The organism is Aquisphaera insulae (genome assembly GCF_011064615.1).
Lineage (GTDB): Bacteria > Planctomycetota > Planctomycetia > Isosphaerales > Isosphaeraceae > Aquisphaera > Aquisphaera insulae.
On record NZ_JAALJH010000006.1, the window covers coordinates 1 to 20,683 of the forward strand.

Genomic DNA, 20,683 nt, shown 5'->3' on the forward strand with positions numbered 1-20,683 from the left:
CCTCGCCCTCCCGGTCCCCGGAGCGGCGCTTCACCGAATGGGAGGGCGAGGCTCCTGCCGAGCCAGGCGCAGGCTGGCGATCGCGCCGGGGCCTGGTTCCCAACGGCGTTGTCATGCCCGCAGAGCGTGGAGGACTTGCCGTGGATCGGAGCCGGTCCCGTCGCGTTCCACCACCGCCATCCGGACGATCCGGCCCCGGAGATTGGGTTCGGTCGTCGCCTTGACGACCGAACCCAACGAAACTCTTCCCTTTTACCATAAACACTTTACGTCGAAAAATCGGGTTGTCGACGGGGGGATTATCGCAGATTGCGTGGCTTCGGGACTCAGAGAGCCTGACAGATGGAGCGGGTGGCCGTGGTGGAACACCACGGAGAGCAGGCCGAGTGGTTGGACAGGCTTTGCTCCGGGGCCGAGCCGGTCCCGTGGTGTTCCACCACGGCCACCCGGAGCTCCGGCCTGGCGGCCAGGAGTGTCCAGAATCGCCCTCGGGATTTGGGACGGTCCCATCCGTGTCTTCCGCATCTGGGAGGGTGCCGCTTCGCCACCCGGCCGGAACCGGAAGAGCTTGCTTCGGCTTGCTCTCGTGAGGTTCGCGAGCGTGGTCGCCGATGGCCGCGCTGACGTTTTTCGCCCGCCGGGAAAGTCCGCCTGCTTCCGCCTGGTCCCGCAAGGGTGGAACGAACCTTCCACGTCCCGACGGTTCGCGACGGACTCAAGGCGTCCCCATCGATCGTCCCGGCCGCACATCATCGCGGCAGATCCCCCCCGCCTCTTCGTCGGGTGACCCTGGGCGCGCACGCTCCCGGCGAAGGAAGCCTCTATTGAGAGAGTGCGCCATGTTTCGGATTTTTCGTTCGCCTCCCCGATGATTTTCCGGGCCGGATCCCGAAGGCACCCCGAAGAATCGTCAGAATCCAACCAGTCCGCCACGGGACCCGATCCACGAATGGCATCTCTCCCGTCTCGATCACCAGGAAACCGTGGTGTGTCCTATTCTCAGGCCCCAATTTCAGGCCTACTCGGTTGACGGCCTCCTCCGCCCGCGTCCTCGGACGCGGGCGGAGAATACTCCCTCACCTCGCCGTCGTCGCGGCTCCTCGTGGAGAAAGCCGTGACGCGTGCCGACGGATCTCGGTCATTTCTTCCTGACTGCGGCCGTGACGAGGAACCGTGCCGCCAGTTGGTCCAGGTGCCTGTCGAAGCGGACGAGCGCCTCGCGGAGAAGACGCAGGTCCTGTTTGAGGCGGCGGGGTGATTTGAGATGCTGGAGCATGTCGCGTGTGAGGGTCGCGACTCGCTGCAACATCTTCGACGTTTCAATTTGAGCGTTGAGGGCCGCGACCACCTGCTTGCGAGTCGAGGTGCTGCTCGATTCGATTCCCGAGGCGATGGCGTAGATCGCCTCTCCTTCGCTGGACGTATCCGCATTCAGCTTGAGGACGTCCGCAGCGAGCTTCGAGGGCGACTTCACGTCCCGCAACGCCACGCGCACTTCATCGACTTCCAGGGCCGTGGAGTTGTCGGCCACGCTCTTCATGAGCGCGAATCCGCCGAGCTGCGAATCCGCCAGGACCGTGAACAGGTCCTTATTCGTGGTGCGTGAAGTCCCATCCGGCGTCGTCACCACGATGTGATACTGTGAGTTCGCCGTCAGGCCCGCGGGGACCGTGATCACCAGCTTGTTCGGCGTGAACGACGTCACGGTCGCCGTCGTGGCGGTGCCGCCGGCCACCGGCACGAACTCGACCTTGGGCGTCGTGCCGCCGCTGGCGAGATTGAAGCCCGTGATGGTCACCGTGGCCCCGACCTTCGCGCTGGCCGGATCGACCTTCTGCAACGTGGGGACGGGCAGCCAGTCCCCGAGCACGATATCGATGTTGGTCGGATCGATGCTCGTGAAATCGGTCGACTTGCCGCCCTGATCGTCGAATGGGAAACCGTAGGCCAGATTGCCCTTGCTGATCGGCACGCCCTGATAGGAGCCCAGGTGCCAGAAGCCCGCGTAGAAGTTCGCCGGGGAACCCTTCGACAGGCCCTGATTGTAGAAATTCGCCGGATCCGCCCAGACCTCCGAGCTCGTCTTGGTCCCCGGCGCGATGTTCGCCACGCCACGGCTGAGCGCCGAGACGATCTGATTCTCGATGTTCCCCAGGTCCCCCTTCGGGTCGGGGTTCGGGCCGTTATCCGCGAAGACGCCGTTGTTCGCGAACACCATCTCGCCCGGCGATCGTGACTTGTTCACCACGGGGTTGGCCGGCGCGTTCGCGTCCTGAGCGATCCAGGGAAGGGGCGGGGAGCTGCCGACCGCGACCGTCCCCGAATCGGTCGTCGCCGCCACATCCTCATGGACCAGCGCGAAGCTGAACGTCTTCGACGCCGCGTCGATCTTGGTCACGGTAAACGTGCCGTTGAATTCCTGGTTCGACAGCCCCTGGAGCGTGACGACCTCGCCCACGAACAGGCTGTGCGCGGCGGACGTGGTCACGGTCGCCACGTTCCCCGTCAGCGAGACGTTGCTCACCTGGACCACGTTGTCGCTGCCGAAATACGCGAGCGCCGCGGGCTCCGTCGCCTCGGCGAGATCACCGGCGTGGACCAGCGTGAAGGTGAACGACGTCGTGCTAGGGACCGACGTGATCTTGTACGTGCCGTTGAGCAATCCGTCGGCTTGCTTCGTCCCCTTGAGCGTGACCATCTGGCCGGTGAAGAACCCGTGGGGCTGCTTCGTGTTCACGGTCACGACGTTGTTCGTGAGCGACGTGGATGCCACGTCCACCGCCGTATTCGTGCTGAAAAACGGCTCGTAAACGTCCCCCACCAGCGCCCCCGACGAGTCCCGGAATTCGAGCACGGTGTAGACATACGGCGAGCTGAGCTTGAACGAGAGGTTGGCGCCGGCCTCCGCCTTCTGGCTCAGGATCAGGCTGCGGGGGCTGCCGACGGCGATCCCCACCACGGTCGTCCCGGGCGCGATCCCCGGCCCGGTCACCACCAGCCCGATGACGTTCCGCGAAGGATCCGCGCTCACCTTCAGCGTCGTGAGGTCGGCGGCGTCGATCGTCCCGGTCACCGTCTGATCCGGGATCGCCGGGGAGTAATTCGTGATCGTGGTGGCCGTGTAGATCTTGCTCAGATCAGGATTCTGAGGATCGAAACCGGGGACCACCTTGAGCGGGTTGGACGCGGTCTTGCCCCCGAACAACGCGGCGATCGCCGAGTTGAAGTAGCTCTGCAGCGGATCGAACGTCCCGGCGTTGTAGTCCAGGGAAAGCTGGTTATACGGCGCGACAATCCGCACCGGATAGCTCGTGCCATCGATCGTCCCGCCGCCGACCACTCCGCGCAGGAAAGCGTCCTGATAGGCGGACGAGACCGTGTTGGTGATGTAAGACTTGAACGCGTCGACGACGTTTGCCCGGTCGATCTGAACTCCCACCCCGTCGCCCCCATTCACATTCGCGTCCGGCGGAGTGGCCTGGAGCGAGATGGGGAAGCCGAACTGGTCCACAAGCGATGTGTCCATGTTCAGGCCCTGATGATCGATCGCGAACGAGTTGGCGGCGAAAACGGGGTTGTAGGCGTATTCGATGAAGTCGACGATCCTGGAATTCTGCACGTTCGGGTCGCCGGGATCGCCCAGGTTGGGCGCCGCGATCGAGTGCCGGTCCGCATTGATGCCCACCGACGGCGGGGTGTTGATGCCGAAGATCATTCGCGCCGAGTTGGTGGGTATCGCCGGCACGTCGATGATCGCCTCGCCGGACGCGGAGAAGTTCAGCTTGTACGAGAAATCCTTCAACGCGTCCCGGCCGGGATCGATGCCCGCGGTCGACACATAGAGCCCAGATGCGCCGTTGTCGCCGCTCTTGAAGACGTACGACGTCTGGGTGTGCACGGTGTTCCATGCCAGCACGTAATACACCGGCACGTCGGCGGCCAGCCCGGTCTGGCGGTGCACGCGGAACGGGATGGTCGCATAGGCTTGCGCGTCGGTCGCCAGCTTCCAGGTCGCCGTGCCGCCCCCGGGCACCAGCGTGCATCCCTTGAGCGTGTTCGTGGCGGTGTCGATGCTCGTATAGCTCACGGTCGCGACGCCGCTCGTCGTCTGGATCGCCACGTCCCCCGACTTCGCAAATCCGCTCAGCGACTGCAGGACGATCGTGCCCGCGTCGTTGATGACGGTCTGCCCGTCCGAAGCGGCCGCGACCTTGGTGATCGGCAGGTCGTAGCTCTTCACCACCGCGCCGGCCAGCAGGGCATCACCGCCCTTGGCCGAATTGGTCACGATGTCGCAACCCGTGAACTGGTGCGCCGCGGCATTGATCCCCGTGTAGTTGATCACGGCGACGCTGCCGTTGTTCGTCTGCACCGCGATGTCGCCGGTCGTGGGGAAGCCATCGGTGGACTCGACCGTGATCACCGGCGAAACCAGGGCCACCTGCTGGGTCACGGTCGTCGAGCTGAGGACGAGCCGATCCTCGAGCCTCTCCACGCCCGTCCGGGCCCCTCGTGAAGTCTTGCGACGCCCCTGACGTGCCCGACGAGCGGGCCGAGAGTTCGGCTGAATCACGTACATCAAAGCGGCTCCTGTCATCGGATGTAGCCAGTCGCGTCGGCTCGAATTGGAGAGACCACAACGTCTCTCTCATGATCGAATAGGGGACCCTCTTCGGTGAGCCTCGCTGCCTGAGCGTGGATGGGAAGTCGTTGTCGGACTGGACGTAAGATCGCCGTCCCTGGTGGCATGCGGTTGACAGGCCGCATCCGCGGAAAGTGGATACCCCTGGATTGTGGACTCAGGAAAGACCTGCCGCAAGGGAGGTCGCGAATTTGAAACATGGACAAAAGAACTAAATACACCGTGCTTCTGTTTATTCAATGGCCGCCCGCAACAGAACGGGAAATCCTTGCGGAAATCCCTGGCCACGCGCTCAAGACAGACAAGCTGGGCAGCCAGGGAAAACCATGGATTGAACGCTTGTCGATTCCTCATCGGAATCCAGAGCTAAGTAGTCCGGAATGAGTGGCCATGGACTCTTGACCCGGTCGGCGACCATCCCGATCGAATCGACACTTTATCATCTCCTTCTTGCCCGGATCGCACTCGTTGTGTGCCTGGCCGTCGAGCGCCGGTCCCATGTCGTGCCCTCGATGAGTTACACTCGAGGATGAGCTCTCGAGTGGTCCGAAAATCGGCGGCGGCTATGGACACGAGGAGCAGCGGGATGCCTGGAGCAAACGACCGTTGGGACATCAGGACCTGGATGGCCGCGATAGCCCTGATTGCAGTGATATTCTACTGCGGGATGCTGTTTTTATAGGTCTTACATCTGGATGATAGAGGCGGGTTGGTGACTCGCCTCGCAGCCCTCAAACCGTCAGTGACGAAGGACTCTGTAAGGATTCTGTTAGGGGTCATTCTGAGGATCCTGTAATACGTCATTCTGGTTCGGGAGTCTGTGAGGAGTCGTTCTGATTGGCGACCGGTATCCAGAGGGCTGGGGTCTATCCAGCCGCGGGCGGATCGACGCTTGCGGGAATTCCATGGCGAGGTCGCGCGGCCGAACAAGACACGCCTTAGCGGTCCAACTGGGCCGCAATCCAGCCCATGACCGCAGGAAGATCAACCGCGGGCCAGGTCTGGTTCTGAACCGGATCGAATTCCGCCGAACCATCGAGTCCTGTCCGGTGTCTGTGCCGGTCGAGCGTCTCGGGACAGGACTGCGGCACCGGTATGGGTTGTGCGCCCCGGAAGCCCTGGTCGCGTCCCGAACTCGGAGATTCCCCGATGAACGACGACTCTGGCCCAGGCGACATAGGCCCGGAAGGCGAGGACCGCGCTTCGGCCCCGCCGTGGGTTCGACCCCCACCCTGGGCGCTGTGGCCCCCGAATCCCTGGTTCCACTCGGAGTGGTAAAAAGATCGCTCAAGATTGGGACGAGGGGGCCGTCACCCGAACGGTCGCCCGAGCGAGGCGACCGGGAGAACGTCCCGTGGAGAAGCAGAAGGTTCACGTCAACGTCGGCACCATCGGTCACATCGACCACGGCAAGACCACCCTCACCGCGGCCATCCTGGCCGTCCAGGCGACCAGGGGCCTGGCCCGGCTGAAGTCCTACCAGGACATCAGCAAGGGGGGCACCGTCCGTGACGCCACCAAGACGGTCACCATCGTCACCAGCCACGTCGAGTACGAGACGGAGCGCCGGCACTACGCCCACATCGACTGCCCCGGCCACGCCGATTATGTGAAGAACATGATCACCGGGGCGGCGCAGATGGACGGGGCCGTGCTGCTGATCTCGGCGGCGGATGGCCCGATGCCGCAGACCAGGGAGCACATCCTCCTGGCCCGCCAGGTCGGCGTCCCCGACCTCGTTGTCTTCGTCAACAAGGTCGATCTCGTGGACGACCCCGAGCTGATCGACCTCGTGGAGATGGAGGCCCGTGACCTGCTGGCGAAGTACGGCTTCGACGGCGAGCACACCCCGTTCGTGCGGGGCAACGCCCGCGCGGCACTGGAGCGCCCCGGCGACCCCGAGGCGAGCCGGTGCATCACGGAGTTGCTCGCTGCCCTGGACACATACGTCCCGGACCCGACGCGGGCGACCGACCGGCCGTTCCTCATGCCGGTCGAGGGTGTCCACACGATCGAGGGGCGGGGCACGGTGGCCACGGGCAGGGTCGAGCAGGGCGTGATCGCCCCCGGCACGAAGGTGGAGGTCCTCGGCCTGGGCGATGTGCTGGAGACGGTCGTGACGAGCGTCGAGCAATTCAACCGGCAACTCGACCGGGCCCCCGCCGGTTGGAACGTCGGCCTGCTCCTGCGGGGCGTGAAGTCGGATCAGATTCGGCGCGGACAGGTCGTGGCGGCCCCGAGGTCGATGTCGCCCCGGACCCGCTTCCGTGGCGAGGTGTACGTGCTGGGCAAGGACGAGGGCGGGCGGCACACGCCCTTCTTCAGCGGCTACAAGCCGCAGTTCTTCTTCCGCACGACCAGCGTCACCGGCGAGCTTTCCCTCCCCGAGGGCATCGAGATGGTGATGCCGGGCGATCACACCCCGCTGGACGTGAACCTGGACAAGCCGATCGCACTGGTGCCGGGTAGCCGGTTCGCCATCCGTGAGGGCGGCAAGACCGTCGGCTCCGGGATCGTGACCGAGCTGATCGACTGACGAAAGTCGCCCCCGGTCGCAGCGCGGCCGGGGGCGTCTTCCTCGGATTGGTCGGTCGAGGAGACAACCAGTCCGGTAGCCGCAGTTTCAAAGCGGCCCCGGGGGTGGACGGCAGGGGTCAATCTGATTGCTGCCGGTCCTGGGCGTAGCCTGCGTCGTCCTGATGCCGCGCCCGAAAGCCGTCAATACAGAGGACCGGTCGTATCTTCACCCATCGACCCGTCGATCAATGGCGGAAATGGCGTCGGCCGGTCAGGAGCATGGCCATGCCGTGCTCGTCGCAGGCGGTGACGGTCTCGTCGTCGCGGCGGGAGCCGCCGGGCTGGATGATGGCGGTGATTCCGGCCGCCGCGGCGATGTCCGGGCCGTCGCGGAAGGGGAAGTAGGCATCGGAGGCGAGGACCGCTCCCTTGACGCGGTCTCCGGCCTTGGACACGGCGATCCGGACCGAGTCCACCCGGCTCATCTGGCCGGCCCCCACGCCCAGGAGCTGGCCGTCCTTCGCCACCACGATCGCGTTCGACTTGACCATGGCGCAGATCCGCCAGGCGAACGCCAGGTCGGTCTTCTCCCGGTCGTCGGGGCCGCGACGGGTGGGAACCTGGCCCTCGGAGGGCGCGTGCTCGACGAGGTCCCAGTCCTGAACGAGCATCCCCCCCTCGATCCGACGCAGGTCGAATCCCGACGGAGCAGGGGCCGCGGGGCCGATCGGCGATTCGAGATCGACCAGGCGGACGCTGTTCTTCCACGTCGGCTTGGTGGTGAGCCATTCCAGCGCGCCGGCCTCGAAGCCCGGGGCAAGGATGGCCTCCAGGAACCGCCCGGGTGCACACATCCGCTTCGCCGTCGCCAGGTCCACCGGACGGTTGAGGCCGACGATGCCGCCGAAGGCGCTCACGGGGTCGCCCTCGTAGGCCCGCTCGAACGCGGCCTCGAGCTCGTCCGCAATCGCCGCCCCGCACGGGTTGTTGTGCTTGAGGATGCAGGCCGCGGGGCCCTCGAACATCCGGATGAGCTTCAGTGCGCTGTCGAGATCGAGCAGGTTGTTGTACGACAGCTCCTTGCCATGACGGATCCGGGCCGTGGCCAGGTTCGGGCCCGCGGCCGATTCATCGACGTAGAGCCCGGCGCGCTGGTGCGGGTTCTCGCCGTAGCGGAGCGGCTGCCGGAGCGGGAATCGGAGGGTCAGCTCGCCGGGAAGCTCCGTTTGGGGGCTCGCGACCTTCTCGTCGAAGACACCGGAAAGATACGCGGCGATGCCGGCGTCGTATTCCCCCGTGGATCGATACGCCTCCAGCGCCAGCCTTTTTCTGGTCGCCAGGGTCGTCCCGCCGAGATCCTCCAGCTCCTCGAGGATGAGCTCATACTGGGCGGGACTCGTGACGACGGCGACGTGGTCGTGATTCTTGGCGGCGCCCCGGATGAGCGAAGGGCCGCCGATGTCGATGTTCTCGACTGCCTCCTCGAAGGTCGCCCCCGGCCTGGCGATGGTGGCGGCGAACGGATAGAGGTTCACGACGACGAGGTCGATCGGCGCGATCTCCTGTGCGGCCAGGGTCCGCATGTCCTCCTCCAGCGCGCGGCGGGCGAGGATTCCGCCGTGGATCTTGGGGTGCAGTGTCTTGACCCGGCCGCCCAGGATCTCCGCCTGGCCCGTGTAGTCGGCCACCTCGGTGACGGCGATCCCGGCGCCGGCGATGGCGGCATGGGTCCCGCCGCTGGCCAGCAGCTCGACCCCCTTCGCGGAGAGGACCCTGGCCAGGTTCACCAGGCCCGTCTTGTCCGATACGCTGAGGATCGCGCGGCGGATCGCCACCAGGCCGTCGGGATGGGTCTCGAGGTTTGCCATTCGTGTGTGCTCTCAGGTCTCGCTGATAGGAGGTCAGGGTCGGGCCGGGGCAGAAACGAGAATCCCCGGCGCCCCTCGCAATCGGGGGGCGCCGGGGGTCACGTATTCCAGGATACCGAGATCAGGATCGCGCGCTCAGGTCGAACTGAAAACGTTGTCTTCGGGAGACAGGCTTGCCGACCGCGCTCAAGGCTTCTCCGCCTCGGGCTTCGGCTCATCGGCGGGTTTTTCGGCCCCGTCGGCGGGCTTCTCCGGCTCGCCTTCCTTCTTCTCGGCGGGTTCGGTCGCCTCGGCGGGAGGAACCGGCGGCGGGGTCTTGTTCAAGCCTTCGGGCGGGATGTAGCCGAAGGGGAGGGCCTTGGGATCGCGAATCGGCCGGGGTTGATTGGCGCCGATCTCTCGCAGGCAGACGATCAGGCCCGAGCCGGTGCCCAGGCAAAGCCGGTCGTCGTAGCGATTGAGCATCGAGAGCTCGTACTCGCGCAGGTTCAGGCCGGCCCTCTGGTAGGTGGCCGCCGCATCCGCCAGGTACTTGCCGGTGGCGCGCTCGACGACGATCAGGTCGTGGGCCCAGGAGCGGAGGTAGATTCGCTGCGGGCTGATCGACAGGAGGGTCGCCTCGGGCGTATTCGCGCTCCAGCGGGCGCTCCCCGATGCCGGGTCGAGCGAGGACAGGACGCCCTTCTCGTTGATCGTCAGGATCTCTTCACCCGCGACCAGCGGGGCCTGAAGGATGGGGGCCCCGGAGGGGAACACCCACTGATTCTGGGACGTCAGCAGGTCCACCGCGTAAAGGTTGTTATCGGCGGAGGGGATCAAGAGAGTCCGGGTGCCGAATCCCCCCAGCCCATCGCCGATCGGGCCCCCCGTCCGGATCCGGTAGAGGGTGGTCTGCTCATCCTTGGCGACGACGTAAACCCGCCCGTCGCTGGAACCGAACGCCACCATGTGCTCGGCGATGAGGGGCAGCGTCCCGATCGGACCGCTCGTCTGCCAGCCCCATTCCATGGCCGGCTTGTCGCGGATGGTCGAATTGCCCTTGGTGTCCTTGATCTTCAGGCTGTAGGCGTTGACGCGCCCTTCGGACGTGCCCACCAGGACGCGATCCTCATCCGCCACCGTACCGCTCGTGGGCACCGTCCCGAGCGAGGCCCGCCAGATGACCCGACCGGTCTTCTTGTCGAAGGCGAGGAGCGAATCCGCGACCGTCCCGAAGACCGCGAACGAGTTCGACGAGACCGGCCGCGCGAACGGCGTGTAGCCGCCGAGATTCGCCGTCCAGAGATACTTCCCGGTGTCGGCGTCGTAGGTGTGAAGGCCGCCGTTATTGGTCTGGGCGAAGACGAGGTCCGCGCTGCGACTGACCCGCAGGACGCGCTCCGTCTCCGAGAGAGCCACGACGGCAATCCATTGCCGCTCCAATCCCACCCTCGCGAGCTGGGTCCGGGTCGGGATCTGGTCCTTGGTGTAGGGGATCTGTGCCCGGACCGCGGTCGAGCCAAGGGTCAGGAGCGCGAGCGTCCAGACCGCGATGCGTCGGCAGGACATGTCCTGCTCCTTTCAAGTGCCCGGTAGTAACCGCCTGGAATGTGCCATCTCAATCCGTACCTGACATCACCGGAGTAGTCAAGCCAGGCAAAATGGGAATTTTGACGCATTCAGACGGGATGAATCAAGGGGAACGTCACTCCGGCGAATTCCGACGAAAAGGGTCGGGTGGGGGCCGGGTGAGCGGGAATGTCATCTTCCCATGATTCTACACCCAGTACGGGGCGGGGGCCGGCAAGAACGTCGGATTTTCAAGATCAGACGTCCGACAGGAGGATCGAGGGAAGCTTGGAGGATCGACATCGGCGACCCGCTCGTGCTATAGATCGTGGACCGTTGATCGACGTCCGTGGGTCCGAGGACCGGCAATCGCCCGGGAAAGCTCCGTCATGAGTCGAATCGACCTGGAGGTCCGGAACGAGGCCACGGGATTCATGATCTCTTCGAGGGGCCTCTGCGGGCATGACTTCTCGAAGATCGAGGGGGGGGACGAGGCCTGGCTGGCCGCGACGAGGGATGGCGTGATCCTGCCGATCGAGCTCGCCCAGGACGAGCCGTTCCTGATCCGGGTCCTGGTCAACGAGCCGCTCTCCGCCCAGGAGGACGCCGAGTGGATCGGCCGCTCCTCTCACCGGCTCCGGATCCCCGACGGGAAGCTCGAGATCACCGGCGGCGGATCGGAATTCCTCTGGGACGACGATTCGGACGAGTACACCCAGACCCTCGACATCCCCCCCGGCGACTACCTGGCGGAGTTGTACACCTTCCTCCAGGGCGTGAACGGCATCTATACCTTCGACCAGTCGGGCGATCCCGAACCGCTCGGGGCCTACTTCCGGCGCACCCGGCCGCGCGTCCCGTTGCCCCTCTGGCTCCGCAACGAGTGCTGTGCCGACCCGGACATCGACCCCGGGCACTCGGCCGAGTGGAAGCACGGGGAGTTCGACTTCGAGACCGATCAGCCTCCCTTCCTCAGCTTCCTGCTGAGGCTCTCTCCGTTCCACGAGGAGCCGGCGGCGGTGAGGCTGGAGGAAGGATGGGTCGCCGCGGGGCAGGGGGCCCGCAGGCCGGCGAAATGTCCGCTCGGAATCGTCGCAGAGCCCCGGCCGGCCGTGGATGCCCCGTGACGGTCGCCGCGTGGATTGTCAGACGTCCGGCGACGCGTTAGCCTGGGTGGGATCGCGCGGGCCGTTCGTCGGCCGCACCACGCCGTCTTCGCTCGAGGCAGGGTCAACATGCGGGACGTCGTCCGATCGCTGGTCAGGATTCTGGAGGCCGGCCGCGAGGCGCTCGTCTGCCAGGTCGTGGAGACCCGTGGTTCGACGCCTCAGAAGGCCGGCGCGCTGATGGTCGTCGAGCCCGAGGGCGGCCAGGTCGGCACGCTCGGCGGGGGTTGCGTCGAGAATGAGGTCAAGCAGCGCGCGATCCGCCAGCTCGGGAGCACGGGTGCGGTCCTCCAGTCCTTCGTGCTCGATCACGACTACGCGTGGGCGGACGGCCTGATCTGCGGCGGCAAGATGGTCACGCTCGTCGAGTCGATGCGGGGCCCGGAGCCGCTGCGATACTTCAATTCGCTGCTGGACCATTTCGAGCGTGGGGACGGCTTCACCGAGGCGATCGTCGTCGAGCCCGAGCGGGCCGGCCTGTCGCGGATCGGGGCCCGGTTCCTCGTCGGTCCCTCCGGCGAGCTGGCGGCGGCCTGGCCCGAGGTGACTCCTCCCGAGGCGGTCCGGTCGCGAGTCCCCGCGCCGGCCGATCGCCCCCGTCCCGAGGTCCGGGGCGGCATCGCCTGGATCGCGCAGTGGCCCCGGGTCCGGCTGGTGATCGTCGGGGCGGGGCACGTCGGCCAGGCCGTCGCGAACCTGGCGGCCGAGGCCGATTTCGACGTCTGGGTCGTCGACGATCGGGCGCAGTTCGCCAACGCGTCGCGGTTCCCGTCGGCCCAGAAGATCCTCGTCGGGCCGATCGAGGACGTGCTCAAGGGCCTGGAGATGACGCCCCAGACCTACGCCCTGATCGTGACCCGGGGGCATGGCCACGACCAGGAGGCCCTCCAGCACCTTGCGCCCACGTCCGCCCCGTACGTGGGGCTGATCGGCAGCCGTCGCAAGATCCGGCTCATCTTCGAGAGCCTGATGGAATCGGGCATTTCGGCCTCCGACCTGGACCGCGTCGCGGCGCCGGTGGGGCTGGACATCGGCTCGCAGAGCGTGATCGAGATTGCCGTGAGCGTCGTGGCGGAGCTGATCGCCCGCCGGAACCTCGGGCCGAAGGGCCTGGCCCAACGCCCTGGGATGCGGATCGACGCATGAGCACCCCGCGCCTGTCCGCCATCGTCCCGGCCGCGGGGGAGAGCCGTCGCATGGGCCGCCCCAAGCTCCTGCTCCGGCTCGGCGGTCGCACGCTCCTCGGTCGAGTGCTCGAGGCCCTGCGCGAGGGCGGCGTGGAGTCGATCGCGGTCGTCGGGCCGCCGATCAGCTCCCCGGAAGGGCCGGAGATCGCGGCCGTCGCCTCGGCCGCCGGGGCGATCGCGGTCTCCCCGGAGACTCGCCCTCCGGAGATGCGCCGATCGGTGGAGATCGGGCTCGAGCGGCTACGCGTGGACGGCGAGCGCGACGGTATCCTCCTCACCCCGGGCGATTCGCCGGGGCTGACCGCCGAGGCCGTCCGGCTCGTCCGCGAGCGATGGGCCGTTTCGCCCACGTCCATCGTGGTTGGCCGATCGGGGGGAGCCCGGTCCCATCCGACCATCCTCCCCTGGGACGTCGCGGACGGCATCGCGCGGATGCCCGAAGGGTGGGGGATCAACGCCTTGATCCGCAGCCATGCCGACCGGGTGGTCGAGGAGCAAGTCTCGGAGGACGTCGGCCCCGACGATCTCGACACCCCGGAGGACCTGGCGCGCTGGCGTGAGCGTCTCGGCGAGCCGATGATCTCGGTCAAGGTCCGGCTGTTCGCGGTCGGACGCCAGCGCGCGGGGCGGGCGGAGATCGAGGTGCGCGTCCCGGCGTCCGGAACCGTGTCCGACCTCCGCCGCGCGATCATCCTCCAGCACCCCGCGTTGGCGGACCTGGCGTCGAGGATACCGATCGCGGTGGACGACGACCTTGCGGCCGATGAGCGGGAGGTTCACGCCGGCTCCCGGGTCGCGCTGATACCTCCGGTGAGCGGAGGATCGAGGCCATGATCGAGATCACGGAGTCTCCGCTCGACCACGCGGCGATCACGGATCGCGTGCGGTCGACGTCCGCGGGCGCGGTCTGCACCTTCCTGGGGACCGTCCGCGAGATGACCGGTGAACGTCGGACGATTCGCCTCGAATACGAGGCCTATCCCGAGATGGCCCTCAAGAAGCTGGCGGAGCTCGAGGCCGCCGCGCGAGCCCGCTGGCCGATCATCGATGTGTCGCTCGTGCATCGTGTCGGCGCCCTCGAGCTGGGGGAGATCAGCGTGGTCGTCGCGGTCAGCACCCCTCATCGGACGGACGCCTTCGAGGCCTGCCGCTGGCTGATCGACACGCTCAAGGAGGTCGTCCCCATCTGGAAGCGCGAGTCCTGGGAAGACGGCGGCGAGGAGTGGATCCATCCCGGCCTGGGTGGGCCTTGACCTTGCTTCCATACTGATCCGGCGGGGCAACCTTCACGTCGAACCGATGAGGCCACAGGACCCGTCCATGAACCCAGCGACCTCGCCGCTGATCGACCGCTTCGGACGGCGGCACAACAACCTCCGGATCAGCGTCACGGACCGCTGCAACATCCGCTGCGTCTACTGCATGCCGGAGAATCCGGAGTTCATGGCGCGCCACCAGCTCCTCCAGTTCGAGGAGATCGAGCGGTTCGTCCGAATCGTCGTGCCGATGGGCATCGACAAGATCCGCCTCACCGGAGGGGAGCCGCTGGTCCGTCGCGGGCTCCCCGACCTGGTGGGGCGACTCGCCGGGATCCCGGGGATTCGGGACATCGGCCTCACGACCAACGGAATCCTGCTCGCGCCGCTGGCGCGCCCGCTCTGGGACGCCGGCCTGCGGCGGATCAACGTCAGCCTGGACACCCTCGACCCGGGCCGATTCCTCGAGCTCACGCGGCGGACCGGAGTGGACCAGGTCATCGAGGGGATCATGGCCGCGAAGTCCGCGGGCTTCGAGCCCGTCAAGGTCAACGCCGTGGCCATCAAGGGCACGTCCGAGCCCGACATCGTCCCGCTCGCACGCCTGGCCCGCGAGAACGGCCTCGAGCTGCGGTTCATCGAGTACATGCCCCTCGACGGCGGCACCTGGGAGCGCGGCAAGGTCCTGCTAGCCGAGGAGATCCTCGAGATCCTGACCCGCGAGTTCGGCGCCCTGATCCCTGTCGCCGATCCGGATCATCGCGCCCCCGCGGCGGACTTCGACTTCGCCGACGGCGGCGGCCGGATCGGCCTGATCGCCTCGGTGAGCCGGCCGTTCTGCATGAGCTGCAACCGGATCCGCCTGACCTCGGATGGCCGCCTCCGGAACTGCCTCTTCGCGCTCGACGAGACGGACCTCCGCACCCTGCTGCGGGGGGGGGCCGATGACGCCGAGATCGCCCGCGCCGTCCGGGATTCGGTCGCGGCCAAGTGGGAGGGCCACGAGATCAACTCGTCGCGGTTCATCCAGCCCGGCAGGCTGATGCACTCGATCGGGGGTTAGTGGCGTTCCCGCCCGCCGCGATCCATGGGCTCCTGGGTCAGGAGCCCAGGCGATACACGCGGACGGCGTTGTCGTGGAAGAGCTTGCGCCGGGCGGCCTCGGGCCGGTGGGCGACGATCTCGGAGAGGGCACGGACCCAGCCGGCCAGCGGCGAGCCGAGGGTGCAGACCGGCCAGTCGCCGCCGAAGAGGACTCGATCCGGCCCGAAGGCGTCCAGCACATGGTCGACGACGGGGGCCAGGTCGCTCGGCTTCCAGGGCCGGCCTTTCGCGGATGCCACGATCCCGGAGACCTTGCAGCTCACGTTCGGACGCCTGGCCATGGCGTCGATCGCCCGCTTCCACGGGCCCAGTTCGGCCCCGAAGATCGTCGGATTGCCGCAGTGGTCGAGGATGAACGGCGTCTCCGGACACGCCTCGATGAGCTTCGTCCCGTCGCCGAGATCGCCCTCGCGCAGGCAGAGGTCGAAGCTCAGGCCGAGATCGCCCAGCAGGCGGATGCCGCGGATGAACGCCTCGGACAGGCAATAGCCCGGCGGGGTGCCGCCATGGAGGACCTGGCGGACCCCCTTGATCTCCGGGTGGACGGCCAGGGCCTTGATGTACGCGGCGAACCCCGGATCCGCGGGCCGGCCCGAGATGACCGCCGCCGCCAGCGGGGAGTCCCGCCGCCGACAGAGGGCAACCACCGTCTCAGCCTCGAGCACCTGCTGCGCCGGGTCGACATCCACCTCCAGGTAGACGGCCTTGACGACGTTGAGGCCCTCGGTGGCCGCCGCGTAGTCGGCGGGGAGAAAACTGCGGTCCAGCGCCGACCCGCGGTCGATCCAGGCGAGGCGAAACGTCTTCAGGTCCCAGAGGTGGACGTGGGTGTCGATGATCGGCAGGGCGTGCCCCGGCCCGCTCGACGCGGCGAGCAACGGCGCGATGCCGGCCGTGATCGCGCCAATCTGCATGGCCTCGCGCCTCGTGAGGGTGTCGTGGTGATCCATGATTGACTCCGGTGATTCTCAAGCGATCGACTGTTTCGTCACCTCGATCTGCCGGACCTGGTAACGCCTGAGCTTCAGGGGGTCGACCTGGTAGCCGACGCCCGGACGCCGGGGGATGCTGAAGACGCCCGGCGAGGAAAGCTCGAGGGCCGGGGCGATGTAGTCGTCGACGTACCAGCGTGCCGACGGCTGGACGCCCGTCGGGTACTTGCAGTTCGCGAGCGTGGCCAGGTGGATCCCGAAGGCCTGGCCGAGCCCCAGCTCCGGCATGGACCCGACCCAGCAGGCCACCCCATGCTGATAGCAGAGGTCGTGCAGCGAGCGGGCAGGCCCGAGCCCGCCCACGCGCTGGATCTTGAGATTGACGATCCGGCACCCGCCGCGCCGGATGACCTCCTCCACCTCCGCGGAGGTCCCCACCGATTCATCGATGCTGATCGGAGTCGCCAGCTCCGTCTGGATCGCCACCAGTCCCTCGATATCGCCGCGCGCGGTGGGCTGCTCGATCATGAGCAGGTCCAGGTCGTCGAGCTCGCGGAAGAGATCGAGGTCGGAGCTCGAATACGATCCGTTGGCGTCCACCATCAGCGGGATGTCGCCGAAGTGCTGGCGGATGGCCTTGATCGGCTCCAGGTCGCTGCCCGGTCGGATCGCCAGCTTCAACCGGCGATAGCCCTCGGCCAGGTGGCTCTCGATAGTCCGCAGCAGCTCCACGATCGAGGGGTAGTTCGCGACGCTGAAGCCGGATTCGACGCCCAGATTGATCTGCTCGTCGATCGAGCCCAGCAACTGGGCCACGGTCGCCCGATGGGACTGCCCGAGCAGGTCCCAAAGGGCGGTCTCCGCGCCGGCGACGGCGAACGAACGGCCTTGCCACCGGCTCGCCGTGGTCGCGATGTCCTCGACGGTCTGGAGCGACGTGCCGAGGAGCGAGGGGGCGATCCGGTGCTCGAGGTCCGCCCAGCACTCCTCGACCAGGGCGGCGAGGTTCTCCTGGCCCGAGGTCGAAGGCGAGCACTCGCCGTGTGCCCGCTCATCCGCGGTCTCGACCGCGACGACGACGGCGTCCTTGATCGCGACCTCGTCGTCCTGCCTTCCGTACGGTTCTTTCCGCGGGATCTGGATGTGCGTCAGCACCACGCGCTCGATGGGACTCGTCGCGATCATCGGCAAACCCTCGCGTCACGCTCCATGAAGCCGTCCGACCGCCCCGGAGCGGGGCAAGTCTCGGCGTCCCTCGGCCCGCCGCGGCGATCCGGATCCCTCACCTTGACCCCACGGTATCACACAAAGCGTGAAATGTCATCAAGTTAAATCGTGAGTCGGGTTGCCCTTCCTGACCTCCCGGGGATACACTGCGAGAGCAGTCGCCGTGCCGATGTCCGGTGGCGTTCACGATGGGAGAGGTCATGGCAGGTTCGACGCCCGATCAGCGCTGGTATCGAGATGGGCTCTCCTTTACGTGCACGCGATGCGGCAACTGCTGCACCGGGGCTCCCGGTTATGTCTGGGTCTCCCCGGAGGAGATCGCCACCCTCGCCGCTCACCGGGGCGAGTCGGTCGATGCGTTCTCGCGGCGATTCGTTCGCCAGGTCGGAGTCCACTACAGCCTGACCGAACGTCCGGGGGGAGATTGCATCTTCTGGGACCGCAAGGCTGGGTGCACGGTCTACGAGGCCCGCCCGGCCCAGTGCCGGACCTGGCCGTTCTGGCCCGAGAACGTGGAGACGCCGGCGGATTGGGAGCGGATCCGGAAGGGCTGCCCGGGTGCGGGCCAGGGCCGCCATCACTCCGAATCCGAGATCATCGAATCGATCGGGATGGTCCAGCAATGACCTCCGGCCACGACGACCGCCCGCTTTCCGCCGCGACCACCGATGCGGAGGGAGGAATCGACGCGCTGCGCCGCGAGGTCCGCGAGGTCTACCGGGAGCTCGAGGAGGCCCTCTCCGTGCTCGCCCCAAGGTGCAGCCTGAGCGGGCGTTGCTGCCGCTTCAAGGAGTACGACCACACCCTCTTCCTGTCGGGCCCCGAGGCCGCGATCCTGCTGGCGGACGCCCCCCCTCCGATCCGCCCGCTCGACGACGGTGAAACGTGCCCCTGGCAGGATTTACAAGGGCGCTGCCAGGCGCGGGAGGCCCGCCCGCTCGGCTGTCGCGTCTATTTCTGCGACCCCGCCTACGAGGTTCACGCTCCCGAACTCTCCGAGCGCTTCCTGGCCAGGCTCCGCGAGATCGCCGACCGACGGAACATTCCCTGGAATTACCGCCCGCTCCATCACCACCTTGGCGGATCAACCCCGGAGCCCGGCTGACGCCGCCGCCGATCGTCCGATCCGTCCGCACCGGACACCCCGCCGAGGCCCCGCGGATGGCCCGCCAGCCCCTTTTTTGCTTGACATTACTCCAAGCTGCAAATACATTTGAGCCACTCGCGACGCGCCCTTGCGGTCCACGCTCCCGTGGAGATCGACACAGTGACCAAGAAAGAAATCGTCAAGAAGATCTCCGAGGAGATCGGGCTGACGCAGCTCAAGACCAAAGACATCGTCCAACGGACGCTCGACGCGATTATTCAGACCCTGGTTTCCGAAGGCCGAATCGAACTGCGGAATTTCGGCGTTTTCGAAGTCAAGAGGCGCGCTCCGCGCAAGGCACGGAATCCGCGGACCGGAGATAAGGTCTACGTGCCCTCGAAGAACGTCGTCACGTTCAAACCGGGCAAAGAAATGGAAGAACTGGTTCGAAAGATGAATCCGGAAAATCTTCCGCTATTGGAAGAGGGCTCCGATGCCGATCTAGAAAACAACGGACCCGTCGAGCCGGTCGCCGAACCGCACGCCCGGACGTCCGCCGATTGAACCCCCGAGCGCCACGGGATGATCGTGGTGCCGAGCCGGGAAGCCTGAGGCCCCTCGGATGAGGTCGGCCTCGTGAGCCCGGATGGAGCGGGGTATCGCGGCGGTCCTCGCGTGGCCGCACCGAAGGATGGTGTGGCGAGGCGATCTCGCTCGGGCCGAGGGCGGAGCCCCCGGCGACGAGTCCCCGAGCCGGACCCGCCCATGGAGTGAGCGGACGGACCGGCTCGAGCGAGATCGATTGCGGGAGGAGCCCGACATGCGAAAGATCCTGGCGGCCTTGACGATCATGGTCGCTTCCCTCGCATTGTTCGAGGGGTGTGCACCAGTACCCTTGCCGCATTACGCGGCCTGGAAGCCGAAGCGGGTCGAGGAGCTCCTCACCGATTCGGAAAACCTACGCCAGGCCGGGGACGACTGGGAGCGTGCATGGCTCCTCGATCAGCCGTCTCACATGACGCCATTCCGCACCCATGGCGGCCTCGGGCCCTGATCGCCGGAGGGTCCCCCTCGGCTAGCGAGCCAGGCGTCTCCCGGGTCGTCACTTCATCGATCCCCGGCTATTCCCGCCTCAATGGACAGGGCCGGCGAGCTGCTGATGTAGCTCGGCCGGCCTTTTTCCGTCGCGGCAGGGCCTTCACGGGCTCAGATGGCTGGCGAAGAACGACTGGATGAGCGAGACGTATCCTTCGGGATCGGCGTCATACGCGCCGACATGCTCGACCCCCGGCAGGGTCGTCGTCAGGCACGTCGAGCCGGCCGCCCCGGCGAGCTGATAGGCCTGGCTCAATGGCACGATCGAGTCCGATTCCCCGTGGATCAGCAGGAGCGGCCGGTTTCCCCACGATCGCGCCGCGCGGATCGGGATCAGGTCATCGGTCCGAACGCCGAAGATCCACCGCGCGGCGGCCAGGATACCCGGGTTGAACCAGCTCGGCAGGTTGCTGTGCTTGCTGAGCTGCACCCTGAGGATGTCGGGGAGGTCGCCATAGGGGCTGTCCATCACGGCCACCCGGATGTCGGCATTCTGGGCCGCCTCGAAAAGGAGCGTGGATGCACCCATCGAATAGCCCAGCCAGCCGATCCGATCCCGAGAGAATCCCTCCGCGGCCGCCCAGCTCATGACCGCGCGCAGGTCGCCACGTTCGCGCCGGCCGAGCGTCAGCCTCGTGGCGTCGCTCTGGCCGTGGCCCCGGAGGTCGAACAGGAGCACGTCATAACCCGCGGAATGGAGATCGCGCCCGAGAGCGGCCATCTCGACCCAGGAGCTCCACATCCCGTGGACCAGGACGATGAGATGCCGTCGCTCGGCCGTGGGGAGATACCAGCCGCGGAGCGTCAGCCCGTCCGAGGTGCGCGCCGTCCAGGCCCTGGCGTCTCGGCTCACCCTGGTGGGATCGATCAGGAGGGGATGAGTCGTCGCCCGCGTCAGGCGGTCGGCCGTGAAGAGCGAGATCCCCAGGTACGCCGCCAGTCCCAGCACGGCAACGCATCCCATGAACCCGGCGATGCATCGCAGGCCGCGCTTTCGGATCGACATGCTGCCTCCCGGCGTCAGACGTCACGGATTTGAACCATCCTGGCCGCC

16 protein-coding genes are annotated in these 20,683 nt (G+C 66.9%); 10 read left to right on the plus strand and 6 right to left on the minus strand.

The genetic code is table 11. The annotated features are described in order from the left end of the window. Positions 1 to 1,138: 1,138 nt before the first annotated feature. Positions 1,139 to 4,579, minus strand: a complete 3,441-nt coding sequence (locus G6O54_RS05290; RefSeq protein ID WP_165221190.1) for a beta-1,3-glucanase family protein — start codon at positions 4,577 to 4,579, stop codon at positions 1,139 to 1,141. A gap of 1,417 nt (positions 4,580 to 5,996) precedes the next feature. Between G6O54_RS05290 and tuf the strand changes: the two genes are divergently transcribed. Further along, a complete protein-coding gene (tuf, locus tag G6O54_RS05295; protein ID WP_165221193.1) occupies positions 5,997 to 7,178 on the plus strand; it encodes an elongation factor Tu in 1,182 nt (393 codons plus the stop codon). A gap of 226 nt (positions 7,179 to 7,404) precedes the next feature. Here the strand turns inward: tuf and purH are convergent, their stop codons facing one another. Both purH and G6O54_RS05305 read right to left on the minus strand, forming a co-directional pair. Beyond that, a complete protein-coding gene (gene purH, locus G6O54_RS05300; RefSeq protein ID WP_165221196.1) occupies positions 7,405 to 9,027 on the minus strand; it encodes a bifunctional phosphoribosylaminoimidazolecarboxamide formyltransferase/IMP cyclohydrolase in 1,623 nt (540 codons plus the stop codon). Between the two features lie 186 nt (positions 9,028 to 9,213). After that, positions 9,214 to 10,575 carry an outer membrane protein assembly factor BamB family protein gene (locus G6O54_RS05305; RefSeq protein ID WP_165221199.1) on the minus strand — a complete coding sequence of 454 codons (1,362 nt, stop codon included), beginning with the start codon at positions 10,573 to 10,575 and terminating at the stop codon, positions 9,214 to 9,216. A 389-nt stretch (positions 10,576 to 10,964) separates the two neighbouring features. Here G6O54_RS05305 and G6O54_RS05310 point away from each other — a divergent pair, with 389 nt between their 5' ends. From G6O54_RS05310 to moaA, 5 genes are all read left to right on the plus strand, one after another. Next, positions 10,965 to 11,702, plus strand: coding sequence for a hypothetical protein (locus tag G6O54_RS05310; protein ID WP_165221202.1), 738 nt, complete (start codon positions 10,965 to 10,967; stop codon positions 11,700 to 11,702). 108 nt (positions 11,703 to 11,810) lie between these two features. Next, positions 11,811 to 12,887, plus strand: coding sequence for an XdhC family protein (locus tag G6O54_RS05315; RefSeq protein WP_165221205.1), 1,077 nt, complete (start codon positions 11,811 to 11,813; stop codon positions 12,885 to 12,887). Then, positions 12,884 to 13,762 (plus strand): NTP transferase domain-containing protein, encoded by an 879-nt coding sequence (locus G6O54_RS05320; protein WP_165221208.1) that lies wholly within the window; start codon positions 12,884 to 12,886, stop codon positions 13,760 to 13,762. The genes G6O54_RS05315 and G6O54_RS05320 overlap by 4 nt, the downstream gene beginning before the upstream one ends. Further along, positions 13,759 to 14,181 (plus strand): molybdenum cofactor biosynthesis protein MoaE, encoded by a 423-nt coding sequence (locus G6O54_RS05325; RefSeq protein WP_165221211.1) that lies wholly within the window; start codon positions 13,759 to 13,761, stop codon positions 14,179 to 14,181. The genes G6O54_RS05320 and G6O54_RS05325 overlap by 4 nt, the downstream gene beginning before the upstream one ends. A gap of 67 nt (positions 14,182 to 14,248) precedes the next feature. Next, positions 14,249 to 15,247 (plus strand): GTP 3',8-cyclase MoaA, encoded by a 999-nt coding sequence (gene moaA / locus G6O54_RS05330; protein WP_165221214.1) that lies wholly within the window; start codon positions 14,249 to 14,251, stop codon positions 15,245 to 15,247. Positions 15,248 to 15,284: 37 nt separating this feature from the next. Here the strand turns inward: moaA and G6O54_RS05335 are convergent, their stop codons facing one another. Together G6O54_RS05335 and menC are read right to left on the minus strand one after the other, a co-directional pair. After that, positions 15,285 to 16,238, minus strand: coding sequence for an amidohydrolase family protein (locus tag G6O54_RS05335; RefSeq protein WP_165221217.1), 954 nt, complete (start codon positions 16,236 to 16,238; stop codon positions 15,285 to 15,287). Between the two features lie 18 nt (positions 16,239 to 16,256). Next, complete coding sequence (gene menC, locus G6O54_RS05340; RefSeq protein WP_250846728.1) at positions 16,257 to 17,405, minus strand: o-succinylbenzoate synthase; 1,149 nt, start codon at positions 17,403 to 17,405, stop codon at positions 16,257 to 16,259. Positions 17,406 to 17,647: 242 nt separating this feature from the next. Between menC and G6O54_RS05345 the strand changes: the two genes are divergently transcribed. The 4 genes from G6O54_RS05345 to G6O54_RS05360 all read left to right on the plus strand — a co-directional run bounded on the left by G6O54_RS05345 (position 17,648) and on the right by G6O54_RS05360 (position 19,588). Continuing rightward, complete coding sequence (locus tag G6O54_RS05345; RefSeq protein WP_165221220.1) at positions 17,648 to 18,073, plus strand: YkgJ family cysteine cluster protein; 426 nt, start codon at positions 17,648 to 17,650, stop codon at positions 18,071 to 18,073. Then, a complete protein-coding gene (locus G6O54_RS05350) occupies positions 18,070 to 18,552 on the plus strand; it encodes a hypothetical protein (RefSeq protein ID WP_165221223.1) in 483 nt (160 codons plus the stop codon). Before G6O54_RS05345 ends, G6O54_RS05350 begins: the two co-directional genes overlap by 4 nt. A gap of 162 nt (positions 18,553 to 18,714) precedes the next feature. Next, on the plus strand, positions 18,715 to 19,098 hold the full coding sequence (locus tag G6O54_RS05355) for an HU family DNA-binding protein (RefSeq protein ID WP_165221226.1): 384 nt from the start codon (positions 18,715 to 18,717) through the stop codon (positions 19,096 to 19,098). Between the two features lie 256 nt (positions 19,099 to 19,354). Further along, entirely contained in the window at positions 19,355 to 19,588 is a 234-nt protein-coding gene (locus tag G6O54_RS05360) for a hypothetical protein (RefSeq protein WP_165221230.1), read from the plus strand. Between the two features lie 144 nt (positions 19,589 to 19,732). Here G6O54_RS05360 and G6O54_RS05365 read toward each other — a convergent pair whose 3' ends face one another. Then, a complete protein-coding gene (locus tag G6O54_RS05365; RefSeq protein ID WP_165221233.1) occupies positions 19,733 to 20,635 on the minus strand; it encodes an alpha/beta hydrolase in 903 nt (300 codons plus the stop codon). Positions 20,636 to 20,683 lie beyond the last annotated feature (48 nt).

Bases quoted from the DNA above. Each gene is read 5' to 3' on its own strand.
- G6O54_RS05290 (WP_165221190.1), bottom strand. From the start codon at position 4,579: ATGTACGTGATTCAGCCGAACTCTCGGCCCGCTCGTCGGGCACGTCAG.
- purH (WP_165221196.1), bottom strand. From the start codon at position 9,027: ATGGCAAACCTCGAGACCCATCCCGACGGCCTGGTGGCGATCCGCCGC.
- G6O54_RS05305 (WP_165221199.1), bottom strand. From the start codon at position 10,575: ATGTCCTGCCGACGCATCGCGGTCTGGACGCTCGCGCTCCTGACCCTT.
- G6O54_RS05310 (WP_165221202.1), top strand. From the start codon at position 10,965: ATGAGTCGAATCGACCTGGAGGTCCGGAACGAGGCCACGGGATTCATG.
- G6O54_RS05315 (WP_165221205.1), top strand. From the start codon at position 11,811: ATGCGGGACGTCGTCCGATCGCTGGTCAGGATTCTGGAGGCCGGCCGC.
- G6O54_RS05320 (WP_165221208.1), top strand. From the start codon at position 12,884: ATGAGCACCCCGCGCCTGTCCGCCATCGTCCCGGCCGCGGGGGAGAGC.
- G6O54_RS05325 (WP_165221211.1), top strand. From the start codon at position 13,759: ATGATCGAGATCACGGAGTCTCCGCTCGACCACGCGGCGATCACGGAT.
- moaA (WP_165221214.1), top strand. From the start codon at position 14,249: ATGAACCCAGCGACCTCGCCGCTGATCGACCGCTTCGGACGGCGGCAC.
- G6O54_RS05335 (WP_165221217.1), bottom strand. From the start codon at position 16,238: ATGGATCACCACGACACCCTCACGAGGCGCGAGGCCATGCAGATTGGC.
- menC (WP_250846728.1), bottom strand. From the start codon at position 17,405: ATGATCGCGACGAGTCCCATCGAGCGCGTGGTGCTGACGCACATCCAG.
- G6O54_RS05345 (WP_165221220.1), top strand. From the start codon at position 17,648: ATGGCAGGTTCGACGCCCGATCAGCGCTGGTATCGAGATGGGCTCTCC.
- G6O54_RS05350 (WP_165221223.1), top strand. From the start codon at position 18,070: ATGACCTCCGGCCACGACGACCGCCCGCTTTCCGCCGCGACCACCGAT.
- G6O54_RS05360 (WP_165221230.1), top strand. From the start codon at position 19,355: ATGCGAAAGATCCTGGCGGCCTTGACGATCATGGTCGCTTCCCTCGCA.
- G6O54_RS05365 (WP_165221233.1), bottom strand. From the start codon at position 20,635: ATGTCGATCCGAAAGCGCGGCCTGCGATGCATCGCCGGGTTCATGGGA.